The sequence below is a fragment of the Anaeromonas gelatinilytica genome (assembly GCF_016820635.1).
Taxonomy (GTDB): domain Bacteria; phylum Bacillota; class Clostridia; order Tissierellales; family SIT17; genus Anaeromonas; species Anaeromonas gelatinilytica.
In genome coordinates this window covers 1-18821 of sequence record NZ_WSFU01000030.1, presented here as the reverse complement: position 1 = coordinate 18821, position 18821 = coordinate 1, and the positions used below count along the sequence as shown (strand labels likewise).

Annotated in this window: 16 protein-coding genes; 1 reads left to right on the top strand and 15 read right to left on the bottom strand. The window is 31.6% G+C overall.

What is annotated here, in order from left to right; translation table 11 throughout:
* Positions 1-5: 5 nt before the first annotated feature.
* Positions 6-695, top strand: a complete 690-nt coding sequence (gene cuyB / locus GOQ29_RS02585) for a cysteate racemase (protein ID WP_203371071.1) — start codon at positions 6-8, stop codon at positions 693-695.
* 50 nt (positions 696-745) lie between these two features.
* Here the strand turns inward: cuyB and GOQ29_RS02580 are convergent, their stop codons facing one another.
* From GOQ29_RS02580 to GOQ29_RS02510, 15 genes are all read right to left on the bottom strand, one after another.
* A complete protein-coding gene (locus GOQ29_RS02580; protein ID WP_203371070.1) occupies positions 746-2785 on the bottom strand; it encodes a penicillin-binding transpeptidase domain-containing protein in 2040 nt (679 codons plus the stop codon).
* Positions 2786-2927: 142 nt separating this feature from the next.
* Entirely contained in the window at positions 2928-3392 is a 465-nt protein-coding gene (locus GOQ29_RS02575) for a YbaK/EbsC family protein (RefSeq protein WP_203371069.1), read from the bottom strand.
* A gap of 132 nt (positions 3393-3524) precedes the next feature.
* Positions 3525-5510 carry an LTA synthase family protein gene (locus GOQ29_RS02570; RefSeq protein WP_203371068.1) on the bottom strand — a complete coding sequence of 662 codons (1986 nt, stop codon included), beginning with the start codon at positions 5508-5510 and terminating at the stop codon, positions 3525-3527.
* 645 nt (positions 5511-6155) lie between these two features.
* Positions 6156-6812, bottom strand: a complete 657-nt coding sequence (locus GOQ29_RS02565) for a pentapeptide repeat-containing protein (RefSeq protein WP_203371067.1) — start codon at positions 6810-6812, stop codon at positions 6156-6158.
* Between the two features lie 326 nt (positions 6813-7138).
* The gene (locus tag GOQ29_RS02560) at positions 7139-7513 is read right to left on the bottom strand and encodes a DUF956 family protein (protein ID WP_203371066.1); all 375 of its coding nucleotides are present in this window, start codon (positions 7511-7513) and stop codon (positions 7139-7141) included.
* Between the two features lie 133 nt (positions 7514-7646).
* Complete coding sequence (locus GOQ29_RS02555; protein ID WP_203371065.1) at positions 7647-8561, bottom strand: PTS system mannose/fructose/sorbose family transporter subunit IID; 915 nt, start codon at positions 8559-8561, stop codon at positions 7647-7649.
* 25 nt (positions 8562-8586) lie between these two features.
* Positions 8587-9399 (bottom strand): PTS mannose/fructose/sorbose transporter subunit IIC, encoded by an 813-nt coding sequence (locus GOQ29_RS02550; protein WP_203371064.1) that lies wholly within the window; start codon positions 9397-9399, stop codon positions 8587-8589.
* Between the two features lie 39 nt (positions 9400-9438).
* Positions 9439-10425: a mannose/fructose/sorbose PTS transporter subunit IIB gene (locus GOQ29_RS02545; protein WP_203371063.1), complete on the bottom strand. Its 987-nt coding sequence runs from the start codon at positions 10423-10425 to the stop codon at positions 9439-9441.
* Positions 10426-10491: 66 nt separating this feature from the next.
* Entirely contained in the window at positions 10492-10977 is a 486-nt protein-coding gene (locus tag GOQ29_RS02540; RefSeq protein ID WP_203371062.1) for a mannose/fructose/sorbose PTS transporter subunit IIB, read from the bottom strand.
* Between the two features lie 213 nt (positions 10978-11190).
* A complete protein-coding gene (locus GOQ29_RS02535) occupies positions 11191-14013 on the bottom strand; it encodes a sigma-54-dependent transcriptional regulator (protein WP_203371061.1) in 2823 nt (940 codons plus the stop codon).
* 264 nt (positions 14014-14277) lie between these two features.
* Positions 14278-14757 (bottom strand): 23S rRNA (pseudouridine(1915)-N(3))-methyltransferase RlmH, encoded by a 480-nt coding sequence (rlmH, locus tag GOQ29_RS02530; protein WP_203371060.1) that lies wholly within the window; start codon positions 14755-14757, stop codon positions 14278-14280.
* 62 nt (positions 14758-14819) lie between these two features.
* Positions 14820-14987, bottom strand: a complete 168-nt coding sequence (locus GOQ29_RS02525; RefSeq protein WP_203371059.1) for a CxxH/CxxC protein — start codon at positions 14985-14987, stop codon at positions 14820-14822.
* 147 nt (positions 14988-15134) lie between these two features.
* A complete protein-coding gene (gene htrA / locus GOQ29_RS02520) occupies positions 15135-16364 on the bottom strand; it encodes a serine protease HtrA (RefSeq protein ID WP_203371058.1) in 1230 nt (409 codons plus the stop codon).
* A 17-nt stretch (positions 16365-16381) separates the two neighbouring features.
* A complete protein-coding gene (locus tag GOQ29_RS02515) occupies positions 16382-17176 on the bottom strand; it encodes an MBL fold metallo-hydrolase (protein WP_203371057.1) in 795 nt (264 codons plus the stop codon).
* A 95-nt stretch (positions 17177-17271) separates the two neighbouring features.
* Complete coding sequence (locus tag GOQ29_RS02510; RefSeq protein WP_203371056.1) at positions 17272-18531, bottom strand: UDP-N-acetylglucosamine 1-carboxyvinyltransferase; 1260 nt, start codon at positions 18529-18531, stop codon at positions 17272-17274.
* Between the last annotated feature and the right edge of the window lie 290 nt (positions 18532-18821).

Sequence of the window (18821 nt, the reverse complement as noted above, 5' to 3'; positions counted from 1 at the left end):
TAATAATGAACGATAGAATTATAGGAATCTTAGGAGGAATGGGACCTGAGGCTACATCGAATCTTTTTATGAAAATAATAAAATCTACCCAAGCAAAAACTGATCAAGATCATTTTCGTGTAATAATAGATAGTAATGTAAAAATTCCAGATCGTACTGAATTCATACTAGGATCGGGAAAAAGTCCTGTACAAGCTATGATTGAAACTGGAAAAAACTTAGAAAAAACTAATGTGGATATAGGATGTATCCCTTGTATAACTGCTCATTATTTTATAGAAGATATACAAAAGGAACTATCTTTTCCAATATTAAATGCATTACAAGAATTAAATAACTACATTAAAAACAATTATCCTGATACTAAAAAAATTGGTATATTGGCTACTACTGGTACTATTAAAACTGGTCTTTTTGAAAAATATCTTACTAATATGGATATAATTTACCCAACAGAATCAGACCAAAAAGAAAATGTAATGGAAGCCATTTATGGAAAAAATGGTATTAAAAGTGGTAATACAGGAGATGAACCTTTAAATCTATTAAAAAATGCAGGAAATAAACTTATAAAAAATGGAGCAGAGATTTTAATATCTGGTTGTACCGAAGTATCATTAGTTTTAAATGATAACAATGTAGATAAACCTTTATTAGATCCTATGGATATAGTAGCTGAAGTTATTACAAAATAAATTTAATAAATCACCCTTATATCCAATTGGATATAAGGGTGATTTTTATACTATATATTTAAATAATAATCTAATATATTTCTAACCTTTGGTACTACATGATGACTTCCTCCTCTATTTCTTACATTTTCTATCATCATTGAAATTACTATATCAGGATTTTCAGTATCCATAGCAACAAACCATCCATTTTCTTCACCATCTTCATCTTCTAAACTTTTCTTTAATTCTGCTGTTCCAGTCTTCCCAGCTAGTTTTATACCTGATATCTTAGCGTCATTACCTGTCCCCTTTTCATTCTCAATAACTTCAATAAGACTATTTAATAATATGTCTATATTTTCTTTTTCTATAACATTTTCTTTCCATAGAGTAGGTGAGTTACCTTCTTTCATTTCTAATAATGGATTTACTATATTGCCATCATTAACTAACGAACTATATACTAAAGATACATGTAAAGGACTCATAAGTACTTCTCCTTGTCCATAACCAGTATTTGCTAATAATGTATCCTTATCAATTTTTTCATCATTTGCTACTTGAGATTTTGCTATAGGATAGCTAAATGATAACTTCTCACCAAGTCCAAACTTTTTAGCCTCTTTAATAAAATCCTTTGCCCCTATATTCAAAGCGGTTCTAGCAAAGTATATGTTATCTGAATATACAAAGGCATCAGTTAAATTTACTTGGTTTATCTTATCATTAACTCTAGTAATCTTATATTTTCCCCAAGAACTATCTGGTTGCCACTGTTTACCTTCTATATTCATCTTTTTATTTGGCTTTATTACTCCCTTTTCTAAGCCAATTGCTCCTGTAATTAACTTAAATGTTGAACCCGGAGAATATACACTATTAAATCTATTATTAAATACATTAACATCACTATTATCCCATTCTGCCTTTTGACTATTAGTTATATAAGTACTATATAAATTTGAATCAAAAGATGGTGAACTAACTAAAGCTAATACCTCTCCTGATTTAGGATCCAAAGCTGTAGCTGCTCCTACATCTTTATCCATCTCCTTATACATTTTTTCTTGTAACTCTTTATCTATTGTTAATTGAACATTTTCTCCATCTTTAGCCTCTGTTTTTCCTATAGTTATCTGTTCAATTTCTTGTCCATTATTTATTTTTGATATATAAATTACTTTCCCATCTTGAGCTTTAAGACGATCTTCGAACACAGATTCTAAACCTAATTTTCCTACCATACTTTGAGAAGTATAACCATCTTCCTCAAGCTCTTCTAATTCTTCGGCTGTTATAGGATTAATATACCCTATCAGTGCTCCAAAAGCTTCTCCGCCTGGATAGACTCTTCCCTTTACTTCCTTTTGTGTTACTCCCTCAATTCCCATAACTTTAGATAATTTTTCGTTATCATCATACGATAGTTTAACTATAGGCACAAAATAATCTGGATTTGTATTTTGATCCAATTTATCTTGAATAATAGATGCTTCAATATCTAATATCTTAGTCATTTGCTTTATTTTAGAACCCACATTTCCTTCTTCAAATTCTTTAGGATGTATCCCTACGTTTATCAAAGTACCATTTACTGCTAATCCTTCACCATTTCTATCATAAATCTCACCTCTAGTGGACTCTATAGTATCAACTCTAACTTTATCTTCTAAAGTCATTTCAGGAAATATTAAACTTTCATCCCAATCCACAGCCCATACATTCTCATCATCAATTTCTTCTGGAACCATTGTTAATTTATAATCGGGGATGTCTACATTTCCTGCCACAGTATCCATATTTATTGAAAAAGATATAATATCTTCTTCCTTATTTTCATCTACCTCAATAGATATATTTTTAGCACCAATACCTTTATATATATTATTATATCTATCCAAAAAATCTTCCTTTGAAATATATTCCTTTGATTCAGTAGATAACATTTCATACATACCTTCATAATCTTTGCTTTCCCATTTTTCTTTATAAATGTTAAATCTATCAGATGCCGTTTCTTTATTACATCCTGTAAATATAATAGATATTATAATTATTAATAATATACCAAATAAAATAGATGTTTTATTTTTAAATTTCTTTATCATTTAGGCACTCCTCCATACATATCTATTTATCCATAATTATATTGTATAATATATTAAAAAATACTTAATAGCATTATACCTTTTATATTATATTTCTTACTGATCCATATACCATCTTTTTTGTTAGTTCACACACCATGTATTAGTAATATATAATAGGATTATCAAGAAGTTCTATTATATTTTGAATATCCTTTCCCTTTATTTCAATAGTTATTTCTGGCACTCCAGGAGAAAACAAGAATTTTTCACTTTTAAATACATCTTTATCTACAATCATAGAGATATCCTTGGAGTAACCAAATGGAGAAGCACACCCTGGAGTCATACCTGTTATTTCTTCTAATTCTTCTCCTAAAGCTATAGATATTTTTTCTCCTATTAATTTTTTTATCTTTTTTGAATTCATTCTTTTTTCTTCCAAAGTTACAAAAACATAATATTTATTTGATTTAGATTTTATAAATAAACTTTTACTTTCTACTCCTTTTAAATTAAATCGCTCTCTCACTCTTTTTGCTGCATCATAGTCTAAAACAGATTCATGATTATATTCCGAATATTTTATTTTTCCTTTTTTTAATATATTTATTATTTTTTCATACATATGTATCATCCTTTATATCATAATATTTATACTATAATTATAATATAAATATTTTAATATACAATATCTTTTCCTACTAATAAAACATAAAATTAATATTACAAAAAAAATATGTGGAAAAATCCACATATTTTACATATTCGGCTCAATGGGCATTAACGACCTTTGTTCTGGTGTCAATACTTTGTTTTTAGCTAACAACCCATTAAAGAATTTTATTAAATCATTTTGTATAATATTATTTGATAACTCTATTTTTTCATCAATCGCTTCGTTTGTAACAATTAATTTAGGATCTTCAATAACTGTATCATCATTAAAATTATAAAGTTTAGATGATGATGCAGAATAATAATGCTTACTATTTAACCATCCACCATCCGGGAATATAACTGTATTATCTTTAGCTGTCATTATGTCAGTTCCTAATTGATATGGATTTAAAATACCTAACATATTTGAAAGAGTTGGTAATGCATCCACCATACCCATAGGTGTATTAATAGTTTCATTAATTTTTTTATCTTTAGACCATATTATAAATGGTGTTCTCTTCAATTGTTTCTTAAATGTAGCATCAATAGCAGTATACTCTGAACTTTCTTTATCATAATATTCTCCTGTATCTTCATCATAATTATAGATTTTTTTATAATCAGATGCAGAAATCTTAGCATGATGATCTCCATATAATACTATTATAGCATTATCTAGTAATCCTTCTTCATCCATACCTTCTACGAAAGTTTGTAAAGCCTCATCAGCATAATGAAACGATTTGAAATAATTTCCTACAGCAGTTCCTTCTAAATGTCCTACATTAAATTCTCCATATTTTCCTACATCATCAAAAGGATAATGATTAGTAAGGGTAATTAATGTAGCCATTAACGGACTATTTTGTTCTTCTTTAATTTCCTTTATTTTTTGAATTGACTGTCTAAAGAAGGACTTATCACTTAATCCTAATCCTATTTCTTCATCTATAACATAATCATTTTTACTAATAAATTCATCATAACCTAATGTCTTATACATAGAATTCCTATTCCAAAAATCTCCATTATTACCATGCATACCCATAGCATAATAACCTTCTCTTTTCAATAACTTTTGTAAAGATTCATACTCTCTATTAGCATGAGTCATAAATACTGTTCCATTATTTATAGGTAAAAGAGATGTGTTGAAAGTAAATTCTGAATCACTACTTGTTCCTACTGAATGTTGGGGATAAAAATTATCAAAATATAATCCCTCGGAAGCCATTTTATTTAAGAAAGGTGTAACAGGTCCATCTTCAAACTCTTGTTTCATAGCAAAAGCTTGAGCACTTTCATAATGGATCACATATACATCTCTTCCTTTAAATATATCCGTATATTCATTAGTTTCTTGTTTACTTAAATTTTCATCTACTAATTTTTCTAACACTGTAGATGCTTCTTCTGTTTCATACTCTGATATACTATCATTGTTAGATACTAAATTCTTTGTGAAATCTGCAGTAGTATATGCGTATATACCTAATTGTTCTACTAAATAAGGTCTATTCCATTGTTTAATAATACGGCTCTTATCAGTATCTGTTAAAGTACTAAATACTCCCCCTATTATAATTGCACTTATAACTATCGGTGGTATAAATTCCCACTTACTCTTATATTCTTCAATATTATCAAAAAAGTTACTCTTATTTAATCTTTTTATTACTACTATCATTATAATAGTTGGAATAACAAAAAATAGTACATTAGGACCTAAAGTTTTAAAAACACTATCCCCTACTTCTTTAACCTGAGAAAGTTGCTTTAATAGTGAAAAAGATAAATAAGAATTATAATGTTGATAATATATATAATTCATACCATTTAATAACCCAACACACACAGATAAGAATAAATATATGCCATTTCTTTTCTTATAAGAAAAGAATAGAGCTATCATACTCGGTATCATAATCATTGGCATTGTACTTATAATCGGTTTCCAAAAAAATATATCCCCTAAAGTTAATGCTCTCAGCATAATATCATTAAAAATTGCACCTAAAACTAATATTATTAATATTATGTTGTTTTTTAAATAGTTTAAACAAACTTTTCCTTTTTCCTTCATAAAAATCCCCTCTTTAATTTACTCTTTATAAACTTCATTTACTTCACATATTTCAAAAATAACCTTATTTAGTAACTATTAAATTATCCCATCATGGAATAAATCCAATATCAATCATAAGTTATTTTATAGGAAATGTATTGAAATATCAATTACAGTTATTTCTAATAATATTAAAAGCATATAACGAATTCCTTTAAATTTTTATAATTATATAAAATAATCTATATATTTTATGTTTTATCACGTTTATCCTTAATCTTCTTATTTACAAGCTTTCAGATACTAAAAAAAATCATGTTTCTATATCAAAATTTTTTTCTTAATAATAATTTACTAAATAATTACAAATATTATTACATTAATATTTCAAAATTGCCTACCTATGTACACTTTTTGTGTTACATTACATCTTGGTTAAATTTTATCAAAATTATTGTATTATATAAAAAACACCTATAATCAACATAATAATTGAAATTTATAAGTGTTTTCTGTATAATTTAAACTAATTCTCAAAAAAATTGAATTTATAGATATTGCTATTTCTTTAGATTATAATCTTGGAGGATATCCAACAAGTAAAAATCAAACCATTACTTTTGAAACATATCGTAAATAATATGCTAATCTCATTTTCTTAATTTAATTTTTTATAACAAATCCAAATTTACTTGAAAAGTCTACTGCTTGCATAGGAGAAACAATTGCGCCCCTAATATCTTCAAGTCGTACCCCTACCCCTTCAAAATTGGAGTTGCTCAAGTCTATGCCCGACAAACTAGTTCCAGACATTTGACTTAATTTGAAACTACATTTTCTAAACTCAACCTTATGAAATTTACTATGTTGAAGATTACTGTCTTCAAATATACAATCTGATAGAATAACATTTTTCATCCGAATATAATTCATTAAAACAAATCTTCCATTACAGTTATTCATATAAATATTATGAAGCGTAGCATCATTGAGATTTAAACCCATCATCTTACAGTCTATGAACTCAGTTCTATGTATAATTGCTCCAATAAAATTTGCATTTGATAAATCACAGTTTTCAAGTCTTACATCAGTAAGCTCTAATGAGTCTAGTGTAATCCCTTTAAAATCTACTTTATTAAAAATCACACCTTCAAAGCTCACCTTACTGGCTTCTTGTATTTTAATCCTGCAATCTGATATACAAACATTCTTAATAATATCCTCATCTTCAAAATCAATATCTTTCATACATGCTTGTTCAATTCCCTTTAGAAATTTTGGCTTAATTACTTTTAGCAAGACTCGCTCATTATTCATACTGAAACCTCCTTGAACTTATTTTTATAATTTTTTATTATGAATTATCTACAGGACTAGTATCTAAATGAGGAATAAGGCCTATTGTAGGAACTTTTTTATCCACTCTTTCCATTTTTATTCCTCCTTTAAATTTTAATATCTTAATTATACTATAACATTATCTTAAAAGGGATTATAACCCTTAGGATAAATTCTAAGAATTAAAACCCCTTTATTTTAAATAAATATGCCTGTATATATAACACCACTACTGAAAATACTGCTATAATTCTCATTAAAGGCATTATAAATTTCAACCACTTACCAATAAAATAACAAAACAACTACTTTTTCTTACCAATTGAAAGGATGCCTCGTTTCACGACATCGAAAAAACTTAGCGAATGAACCATATGACTTGGATCAACGTACTCTCGCATTGTGCGTAAAACAACTTTAGGTTTTTTCGAAGCAAAGGTATATGTGCCGTTTCTTTTTGTTTGAATAGCATAACGAGGAATCCATCTTCCCTTAAACAACACCGAAGCAACGACATAATCTACCTCTTTCCAAGGGATTTGAATAAATTTACGAGCATCTCTTGAATTGTAAAATTCAAACCCTTTATCCCCGATCATGATTTTCCCATAATCAGTAAGTCCTGTAAATGCCGTCGCATCTATAACCAAATCCACCTTCGTATTCAGTGATTGAACCATACTTTTCCCCACCTATCTTCTCTTTATATATAGTATATCATCTTATCGTCAGTTATTCTATCTATATACAAAACCAGATTAAGATGAATACTTAATCTGGTTTTGAAAGACGACAATAATCTATATGTCCAAATTATAATAATCCAATAGAATGACCTGCAATTCCTACTACGAATAAACCAAGGATAATTACAATTGGAGATACCTTTTTCTTCAATAACCACATGCACAGTAAAGTTAGCAACAAGCCAGCTAAACCAGGGATTAATTGATCCAAATTGTCTTGTAAAGTAGTCACTTGAACTGGTGACAGTGCTCTACCAGAAGCAACCTCTTCAAAAGCTTGCTTCAATCCCTCACTTGTTATCGGAATCTTATCCCATTCAATATAAGCACCCTTAGACAAGGTGACTTCTGAAACAACTGGAACAAAACTAATATTTACCCATCTCTGTACTAATGATGCGAGGACAAACATCCCTAAAATAGATGCTCCTTTTGTTACATCTTGCAATAGACCGCCGGATAAGTCATCTGTAATTGCAGAACCTGCTTTGTAGCCAAATTCTTGGGTATACCACATGAAGCTCCAACGAATAATGTTCCAAGCAACAAAGAAAATGATTGGTCCTAAGATATTTCCACTCATTGCCAATGATGCGCCTAAAGCTCCCAACATCGGACGAACAGTAAACCAGAATACTGGATCTCCAATACCAGCTAATGGTCCCATCATTCCTACTTTAACCCCTTGAATTGCAACATCATCGACTGGTGCACCATTGGCACGTTCTTCTTCCAATGCTAGTGTTACACCAAGGATTGGTGAAGCAATATATGGGTGTGTATTGAAGAATTCCAAATGACGTTTTAACGCTGCAGAACGCTCTTCTTTTGTTTTAAACAATTTTTTGATTGCTGGAATCATTGCAAAGGCAAACCCACCATTTTGCATTCTTTCATAATTCCATGAACCTTGAATAAATGTAGAACGCCACGCAACAGCCAATCGGTCTCTTTTCGTTAATTGATTTTTTTCTCCTGCCATTTTTTTCTTTTCCTCCTTTGAAAAATTAATAGTCATTCAGTATATCGCCTAGAGGATCATTAGAGTTTCCTCCGCCTCCACCAGTTGAAGAACTGCCCTTTTTAGAAAGGTTCAAGTAAATAAATACTAAGGCCATACCAATTGCACCAATTCCAATAAGTGTTAATTCGGAAATGGCAGCTAAAACAAAACCAAGAATGAAGAACGGCCAAACTTCTTTGTTCGCCATCATATTAATGACAAGTGCATAACCAACCGCAACGACCATTCCACCACCAATTGCCATTCCTTCTGTTAACCATGCAGGCATAGATTGCAATGCAGATTGAACTGATTCTGCAGAAACAGCCATAATTGCTGCTGCAGGAATTGCAATACGCACCCCTTGCATACAAATAGCTAAAATTTGTAAACCTTCAATTTGTCGGAAATTTCCTTTTTCTGCTGCTCTATCCATCATCTGCACAATTGGAACTGCTAATGTACGAACAATCATTGTTAAAAACAATCCCGCAACGGCTAATGGAATCGCAACTGCGATTGCTGACGGAATCCCTGATGCACCTTGACCACCTTTAACTAAAATAATTGCTGCTGCCACAGATGCTAAAGCCGCATCTGGTGCCACGGCTGCCCCGATATTTGCCCAACCTAGAGCAATCATTTGAAGCGAACCACCTAATATAATTCCGCTTTCTAAATTACCAGTTACTAAACCAATCAATGTACATGCTACCAATGGTTGATGGAATTGGAATTCATCCAAGATCCCTTCCATACCAGCTAAAAAAGCAACACCTACTACTAATATCATCTGGATTAAATTTAAATCTGACATTATAAACCTCCCAGTTCAATTTATTTTGTTTGCTAAATACTATTTTAATTCTGCTTTAGCTCTATTTAGAAGTTCATCTAAACGGACACTAGAATCATTTGGAACTTTGCGTACATCAAATTTTACGCCTAATTCTTTTAATCGCTCAAAATTTGCAACGTCTTCTTTTCCCATAGACAACACCTTGTTTACTGCCACTTTTCCAGTTGAGTGCGCCATTGAACCTACATTAACTTCTTTAATGTCTACACCACCTTCGATTACTCGAACAACATCTTCTGGATTTTCAAATAATAGTAACGCTTTTGTTGAACCAAAACGAGGGTCTTTCGATACTTCAACCATCTTGCTGATCGGAATAACATTAGCTTTTACCCCTGGAGGAGCTGCTTGCTCAATTAGACGTTTTCTCAAATCATCTTTAGCTACCGCATCACTCACAACAATAATTCGGTTTGGTTGCGTTGCTTTTGTCCATGAAGTTGAAACCTGACCGTGTAAAAGTCGTGAATCCACGCGCGCCAATACAATTTTGATTTTTCCATCGCCAACAACTGTTCCTGGAGAAAGTGAGCCTTTTGATACCTCGTCATCTGCTTCGATCGATACTACTGCTGTTTTTTGCTCCAATTCCTCTGGTTTTACTTTCACACCATCTTTTGCAGTTGATAAAATCGCTGCTGCAATTTCCCGTGCCGAATTCATAGAGAAACGAGAAGTATACGCTTCGATTACCATTGGTAAATTCATACCTGCAACAATTGCCCATTTGTTCTTGTGTGCTTCAAAAAGACTATTGGCTTGGTTAAATGGTGTACCTCCCCAAAGATCCACTAAGAAAAGAATTTCTTCTTGGTCATCAAATGAGTCAATTGCCTCTTGCATTTTCGCCTTAATATCATCTGGACCTTCACTAGGTTTTAACACACATGCAGCAACATTTTCTTGTTCACCAAGAATCATTGCTCCTGATTGTAAAATTCCATTTGCGAATTCCCCATGACTTGCTAGGATAATTCCTACCATCTTCTTACCTCCTATTTGCTAAAATTCTCTGTCCAACTTTTTTCATATTTCCGTTTTCCACCAAATTTATACTTTTTTTTCTAACAAATGCATGAGATGAACTTTCCGATCTGTCGGAACTTTTCGTACCTCTAATTCGATCCCTTGACTGTCTAAATATCGAAAAGATGCTACATCTTTATCATCAACTGATACAAAATTTGTTATCATACGTTTTCCTGCAATGAAACGCATTCCACCAATATTTAACGAGTTCAATTTGATTCCCCCGTGTATCAATACTTCTACATCCTGAGGGTTTGTAAATAACAACATGACTTTTTGATTTATAAATAAATCACTGTTAAATACCTCCAGTAACTTTGCTACTGTTACAACATTCACCTTAATTCCTGGCGGAGCTGCTTCTCTTAACAAGAATTTCCGTAATTGATCATTTGCCACTTCATCACTCACGACAATGATTCGATTAATGTCTATCTGTTTTGTCCATGCAGTTGCTACCTGTCCATGAATTAATCGATCATCAATTCGCGCCAACCGAATTTCCACGTTCTCCTCTCCTCCTGTCTGCAAACATTCATTTGTTAGGTATGAATCCCTTCACCTCCTCTTCTCAATTAATAAGCAAAATACATGCCAAAAAAACAATACACTAATAAGCTTTAATAATATTATTCGAACAAAAAAAATACACTATAAAACATATTTGAATTAGTGTATCGTTGTAGTGTATCATTTTAATAGAGCGTGTTGAATACACTCCTATTTTTCCAACTGTCGCTTAATCAATGCCAATAAATAAAACTCTTCCATCAACGGAATCGTTAAATTCAATATTCTACCTAAAGACAACACATGAACATGTAATTTATCATAGTGTTCATCATCTTGAAGTGCTCGTTCTTCTTCCTCTGCGCCTGTCAGTGGCTGATGAAGCAATACACGTTCTAACATGCCTGCTGCATGAAGAAGAAAATTGATTCGAAAGCCTTCTTCTTCTTTTGAAACGCGCCAAGTATTCATAATATCTTCTGTGAATTGCCATAATGGGTCGATCATTTTTTTCGGATTCAAAAACGTAAAATTTTTCTCTAAAAAGTCCATACAGACCTGTTTTGTTTCTTTATAATCCAAAGTGGTAGTACCTTCATTTAAAATCCCGTTTCCTATAAGTAGATGTTCGATCAATTCATCAATATCTTTAGTGACAAAATTTTCTAGAGAAATAAAAGGAACAGCTAATTGTGGATCGACTACACCTGTGGAAGCAATCACTTGATATCGTTTTTGTACTTCTGGTAAAGTATTTTGCAGATCTACCGCAGATAAAGTAACCACTTCAATATCATTGATTCGTTTTTTATCCAACACAGCACAAATCATTTCTTTGATTTGTTTTGCCGCTCCTTCTCCCGAGGCACAAATAGCTAAAATTGCTCGAGGAAGGTGGCTTTCCACAAAATTAGTCATTATATCCTCGAAGTCGCTATATCCTCGAAAATTCTTTAAAGATTCATATAAATCTTCCAAATTCATTCCCAAAACAGAAGCCTTTCTTACAGCTTCCAATACAACTGACGTCGTAACCATATCGATTGTACGAACAAAAACTCCAGTTTCTCTTTGAATTTCTACGTTAAATGTAACCAATGACCCCATATCCACCAACAATAACACACCGCTGCCATCATGAACCGATAACACCGCTTGTTTCATTTTTTCTAAAGCAATTTTGGTTGACATGTCCAACGGCATATCTACGGCCACAACTTGCTCTACACCTAAAAGCTGTTTCACGACATCTACCATACTTGTCGCTGTACTGTTGCCATGAGCTGCCACAACCACACCAATTTTCCCTTCTGTTGAACTGTTACGTAACGAAACCAATAATACAGCCAGATAGTATTCTTCACTCTCTGGAATCGTGACGTTAAACCATTCTCCAATGAATTGACGGATTTCTTGGGCAACCTTAAATTCTTCTGGATAGTCTGCTACCATCTCACGAATATTGTCATTGGTATGTCTTTTTTCACCAAGTTGAATCTTCTTTAAAAATGAGCTGATATGCAAACTCATTGCATAAACAAAGTTTTGTTGAAAATCATAATCTAAGCGACTACAAACTATTGCGTGAATACGATTTGTCAATTCAATCACTTTTTGATCCACAAACTCACTTAACTTATTATCTGCATGGAAGGAAAAACCATGATCTTTGTAAAAAGATTTCAAATGAACATTAATATCTGTTGATATAAAATTATTGATTGCCTCTTGGTCTACACCATCAGCTTTTAATAAAGCCGCTTTATCCCCGATAATATCATATAAATTATAAGGTAATTCATAGGAATCTGACTGGATATTTAAAATATCTTCATTCGGTTGAATAACCATTTTAGATTCAAGATTTTGTGACAACTCCATCAGTGTTTCTCGCTTATTTGCTAACATAATCAATCCCGATCGAATACCTTCTGGAACATCTTCTAGCGTGATATCGATTTGACGTTGATGCACATGATTCAAGAATCCACGCGCACAAACTAATTGAACATTCGATTTTAATTGTCCGATATTTCCAAAACTTACGCTACCAATCAATGCTTTCACCACATCTTCTGTTAAAGACACCGTTCGTTGAATGCGACTTGCCTCATGAGAAACCATGACTTTGACTAAATCCAACTTTTCAACAGCTGGACGCTTTTCAAAAGAAGGTAATTGAATATTAATTGGGATACGTCTCATGAAGGTATCTAGCAAGGCAGAATTCGAATCTTCTGTTGTTGCACCAACAATACGAACCTCCGCATAATGATTTTTACCAGTTTCTCCCAATCGGCTATAAGAACCATAATCCATAAAATAAAAAATCATTTCTTGTCCTTCTGGTGGTAGTCGATGAATTTCATCTAAAAAAAGCATACTTCCGTCTGCTTGATCAATCACGCCTAATTTTTCTTTATCTGCACCTGTAAATGCTCCTTTAGCATATCCAAATAAATGACTCATCAACAATTCCGGATTATTCGCATAATCCGCACAGTTAAAGACGATTAACTCTTTTTCTTTTCCAATTACTTGATTAGCTTTAGCAAATTGAAACATAGCATGCGCAAAATAGGTTTTACCTGAACCAGTTGGGCCTGTAATCAAGCAATTCAATCCCTTTGGTGGATACAGAATGGCTGCTTTAGCCTGCTCTCCCGCATTTTTCATACTGCCATTGATTCCGATGATATTCGAAAAAATATCTTTTACAGGAACAAATGTTGAAACACGTTGCGGTTTCCGCTTTTCTCGAGGCTGTCGTTCTTCTTTATAACTTGGCACGTATTTCTCCGACAGTTCATCTATCTTCTCTTGGACCAATGTGTATTCAACTGGTCGACCTTTTAATTTGATTAGACGTCCATCTCGAACCAACTGATTTAAATCCTTGCTCGCATTACTTCTCTGAATCTTAAGTTCCCCAGCAACCTCACTTGTCGTTACAACTGTTGTTTTTTTTATATGTGAGAAAGTATTAATTTTATTAACAATGTATTGATAAATTTTTTCCATTCGCTTACTCAAAAATCTCACCTCACATCAAAGTTTTTCGAACAGCACTTGTAAAGCGCAGAGCCTCTCTTTCTTTCCATTATAAACGATTTTTGCATAATTACCAATTTCACTTGAGTCCCTTTCCAGTTCCTCTTCTTCAAATATATTCTTTATATGTCTTGAAATTCAGACCTATAAAATAATATTTCCCTCTTTTTAGTTCCTGCACTTTTATTAAATCTATCCATTTTTTTGCCTACTTACTTTTAATTTTAGTAGCAATAAAAATTACGACTACTTATGATAGGGTTCGCCTCTGCTAATTCGAAAAGACCTATATATCTGTTCTAATAATATCAACCTCATTAATTGATGAGGAAAGGTCATCTTAGAGAATGATAATTTCATATCACTCCTTTTTATTACCTTATTAGAGAGGCCTACTGATCCTCCTATTATAAAAATAATCTTACTTTTTCCCATAAGAGTCAATTTATCTATGTTTTTTGATAATTCCTCAGAGGATAATTGTCTTCCTTCTATACATAAACTTATCATGTATGAATCACTAGGAATTTTACATAATATCCTCTCCCCTTCCTTATCCTTTAAAATATTTTTCTCAGTTTCTGACATATCTTCCTTTGTGGATTCATCCTTTACTTCAATTATTTTAAGATTACAATATCCTGAAAGTCTCTTTGTAAATTCCTTTATTCCTCCATTTATATATTTTTCTTTTATTTTTCCTACTGAAATTATTGTTATGTTCATATATTATAATCCTTTCATCCATAATACCCTGCTTGTCCACAATACAAACCTTATATTTAAATCTAAACTACCAAATATTTTGGCGTTTTATCACATTTATCACATATAGAAGGTGCTATCCAATCAGTAAAAGATACACTATCTAGTTCATATATGTCTGGTGGCTGTTCATATACTTCTACAAATTCATCTATTGCTTCAGTTAAGTGTTCATTACAAACAACATACATAATTACTCCTCCTAAATTTAGTATCATTTATTATTTATATTATATCCTATTTTTATTATTTCTATTTTATATTATCTAATTCCTCTTTATTTTTAATAAATTTAAAAAATAGAATACTTCGTTAAATTTCGAAGTATTCTATCTATATTATTTGGAAGCCGATTCAAATGTTATATCTACCTGCATGGTTTCACCATTTCTTATCAAAGTAATTTCCTCTGTATCTCCAGGTTTATATTTATACAAAGCCTTTCTTAATGTGTTAAAACTTGTTACCTTTGTGTCTCCTATCTTTGTTAGTATATCATTTGCACGTATTCCAGCATCCGCAGCTGGCGAGCCAGCTACTATTTCTATAATTATAAATCCTTCTTCAGCATCTATATTCATACCTAATGCTTTTTCATATTTAGTTACATCCATTCCTGATACTCCAATATAGGCTATATTCACTTCTCCATCAGATATTATTTGCTCTATTATAGGTTTTACTATATTTATAGGAATAGAGAATCCTAACCCTTCTGCTGAAGTTATTTTTGCTGTATTTATTCCTATGACTTTACCCTCTCTATCTAATAATGCACCACCACTATTTCCTGGATTAATTGAAGCATCTGTTTGAATTAAGTTTTCCATAACAACATCTTCACTAGATATAGTCCTATCTAATCCACTTATAACTCCTGATGTTACAGTTCGTTGGAATTGTAAGCCTAATGGATTACCTATTGCTATCGCTGGTTCTCCTACTATTAACTTATCAGAATCTCCTAGTTCTGCTGCGGGTAAATTTGATTGATTAACTTTTATTACTGCTAAATCTAATGCAGACTCATTCCAAAGCACTTCTGCTTCATCCTTAGTTCCATCTGCAAATTGGACCGTTATACGATCTACATCTCCATCTCCTATAACATGAGAATTTGTAAGTATATATCCATTACTATTAACAATAACTCCTGAGCCAAGTCCTTCAGATGGCACTCTAGCACCAAAAAAATCTTGCTGAGTTGTTATAGTAGTTATACCTACCACAGAATCCATAGCCTTTTCAGCTACAGCTGATACCGTAGTAATGTCTTCTTGAGGTTCTATAGTTATTCTATTTGTATCAATGTTTTCCCCACCAGTATTTCCTTTTGGTACAGGTATAATATTCCCATATAAATATTGAGGAGCAATATATGAAGATATTAATCCACCTATTAAAGCTGCAATTAAAGCTACTATAAAATAAGATATAAATCTCCTTTTAGACTTATTTTTTTCATAATATACACCTTGAGAAGATCTTTTCATTGGACTATGCCATTCTGTACTTTCCTTACCTTCTACGCTATTCTTTCCTTCATTATTAAAGTTATTATCATCCATAGTTATCCCTTCCTAATCTAAATTTTACAAAGTACTGTAGGTTGATGTCGATTAGCTATATCTATTTCTACATCTTTATTAATTTTTATACCCTTCTCTGATATTATATTAACCACTGTTTGATAAGCTAATTCTGGAAAATTATTTTCCTTACTTAGATGTCCTAGAAATATTTTTTTGAATTTATCTTGAAAAATATCAACGATTAAATTTCCTGCATCTTCATTAGAAAGATGCCCACTGCTACTTAATACTCTTTTTTTTAGATAATAAGGATAACTTCCTACTTTAAGCATATCAACATCATGATTAGACTCTAACATCAATAAATCTGAATTCTTTATTTCGTTTTTTATCTCATCAGTTATTATTCCTGTATCCGTTACTATACTAATCTTTTTATTCCTATAATTTAATGTGTATCCCATGGAATCAATTGCATCATGACTAGTCTTAAAGGTACTTATTCCTATATCCTTTATCTCAAATGTATCATTATTTTTTATTATCCTTATATTTTCTTCCTTTAATTTTCCAAGATATTCTCTCATGACTTCCCAAGTATTATTATTCGCATAAATAGGAATATCAAACCTTCTAGACAATATTCCTACTCCTTTTATATGATCCTTATGCTCATGTGTTACTAATATTCCATCTATATTTCCAGAATTTGCTCCTATCGAATTAAGACTCTCTTGAATTCTCTTGCCACTCAATCCAGCATCTACAAGTATTTTTCCTTTACCACCTTCTATATATTGGCAATTACCGCTACTGCCACTTGCTATTGAACAAAATTTAAATGCCATTATTACTCCTCCATATTTTCACAATTTATTTTATAAATTGTTTGTGATGTTTTTGTGATGTGAACTCAATAAATAAAAACGAAATAACTCTTAAGCTATTCCGTTACTCTTTTTATATCTACACCTAATCCCTTAAGTTTCTCTTCTATTCTTTCATATCCTCTTTCTACATGTTCTATATTATACACTTCTGTTTCTCCATCTGCAATCAATCCAGCTATTATGCATGCTGCACCTGCTCTTAAATCTGTAGCCATTATTTTTGTTCCACTCAAAGGTGTAGCTCCTCTTATTATTGCTGACCTACCATCTACTTTTATATTTGCACCCATTCTCTTTAATTCATCTACATATTTAAATCTACCTTCAAATATACTCTCTGTCACCACACTAATTCCCTCAGCCTTAGTAAGCAATACTGATATAGGTTGCTGCAAATCCGTAGGAAATCCTGGATATGGTAATGTCTTTATATTAACTTTTTTTAGATTAGGCTTTCCTATAACTCTAATAGAATCATCATTTTCTATTATTTCTACTCCTAATTCTTTTAATTTAGCAGTTATTGACTCCAAGTGTTTAGGAATAACATTTTTTACAAGTACATTTCCTTCTGTGGCTGCAGCTGCTACTATATATGTTCCTGCTTCAATCTGATCCGGTATGACACTATATGTACATCCATGAAGCTTATCTACACCATTTATTCTTATCACATCAGTTCCAGCACCTCTAACATCTGCTCCCATTGCATTTAAAAAATTAGCTGTATCAACTATATGTGGCTCTTTTGCTGCATTTTCTATTATTGTTTTATCTTTAGCCATTACTGCCGACAACATAACATTTATAGTTGCCCCAACACTTATAACATCCATATAAATCTTAGTACCTACTAATTCATCAGCCTTACAATTTATAATTCCATGCTCAATCTCAACATTACTCCCTAAGGCTTCAAAGCCTTTTATATGTTGATCAATTGGTCGAGAACCTATATCACATCCTCCTGGATATGCTACATGAGCTTCTTTAAATCTTCCCAATCCAGCTCCTACTAAATAATAAGAAGCTCTTAAAGCTTTTGCAATATCATATGAAGCTGTACATTCAACTATCATAGAAGTATCTATATCTATAGCATTATTTTTTTCATCTAAATAAACTTCTGCTCCTAATTCTTTCATCATCTCTACTAATATATATACATCTTTTATAAGAGGTACATTTTCAATTCTACATTTATCCTTCGCTAGTAATGTAGCAGGTATTATTGCTAAAATTGCATTTTTAAATCCACTTATATTAACTTCTCCATTTAATTTGTTTCCACCTTGTATTATGTATTTATTCATATCATATACTGACCGAAATCAGAAATTCACCTCTCTTTTATATTTTCTTTTGATTGTATTTCAACTTATACTCTATTATATACAATTTATAACTTTTTTCAAATACTGAAGACTATATTAAATCTAAATATCTATAAACACATTAAAAATGCGGACTAGAAACGTATCCGCGTAATTCAAGGAAACCTAGTTTCCCTCTTAATACGGCAGGTGATTTCATCCCCTACCCTTCTAGTGTTGCATTAAAGAAATAATTACAGTTTGACATGGAAAAAATTATATAATGAAAA

Coding starts and splice junctions, on each gene's coding strand:
- cuyB (WP_203371071.1), top strand. CDS start 6: ATGAACGATAGAATTATAGGAATCTTAGGAGGAATGGGACCTGAGGCT.
- GOQ29_RS02580 (WP_203371070.1), bottom strand. CDS start 2,785: ATGATAAAGAAATTTAAAAATAAAACATCTATTTTATTTGGTATATTA.
- GOQ29_RS02575 (WP_203371069.1), bottom strand. CDS start 3,392: ATGTATGAAAAAATAATAAATATATTAAAAAAAGGAAAAATAAAATAT.
- GOQ29_RS02570 (WP_203371068.1), bottom strand. CDS start 5,510: ATGAAGGAAAAAGGAAAAGTTTGTTTAAACTATTTAAAAAACAACATA.
- GOQ29_RS02565 (WP_203371067.1), bottom strand. CDS start 6,812: ATGAATAATGAGCGAGTCTTGCTAAAAGTAATTAAGCCAAAATTTCTA.
- GOQ29_RS02560 (WP_203371066.1), bottom strand. CDS start 7,513: ATGGTTCAATCACTGAATACGAAGGTGGATTTGGTTATAGATGCGACG.
- GOQ29_RS02555 (WP_203371065.1), bottom strand. CDS start 8,561: ATGGCAGGAGAAAAAAATCAATTAACGAAAAGAGACCGATTGGCTGTT.
- GOQ29_RS02550 (WP_203371064.1), bottom strand. CDS start 9,399: ATGTCAGATTTAAATTTAATCCAGATGATATTAGTAGTAGGTGTTGCT.
- GOQ29_RS02545 (WP_203371063.1), bottom strand. CDS start 10,425: ATGGTAGGAATTATCCTAGCAAGTCATGGGGAATTCGCAAATGGAATT.
- rlmH (WP_203371060.1), bottom strand. CDS start 14,757: ATGAACATAACAATAATTTCAGTAGGAAAAATAAAAGAAAAATATATA.
- GOQ29_RS02525 (WP_203371059.1), bottom strand. CDS start 14,987: ATGTATGTTGTTTGTAATGAACACTTAACTGAAGCAATAGATGAATTT.
- htrA (WP_203371058.1), bottom strand. CDS start 16,364: ATGGATGATAATAACTTTAATAATGAAGGAAAGAATAGCGTAGAAGGT.
- GOQ29_RS02515 (WP_203371057.1), bottom strand. CDS start 17,176: ATGGCATTTAAATTTTGTTCAATAGCAAGTGGCAGTAGCGGTAATTGC.
- GOQ29_RS02510 (WP_203371056.1), bottom strand. CDS start 18,531: ATGAATAAATACATAATACAAGGTGGAAACAAATTAAATGGAGAAGTT.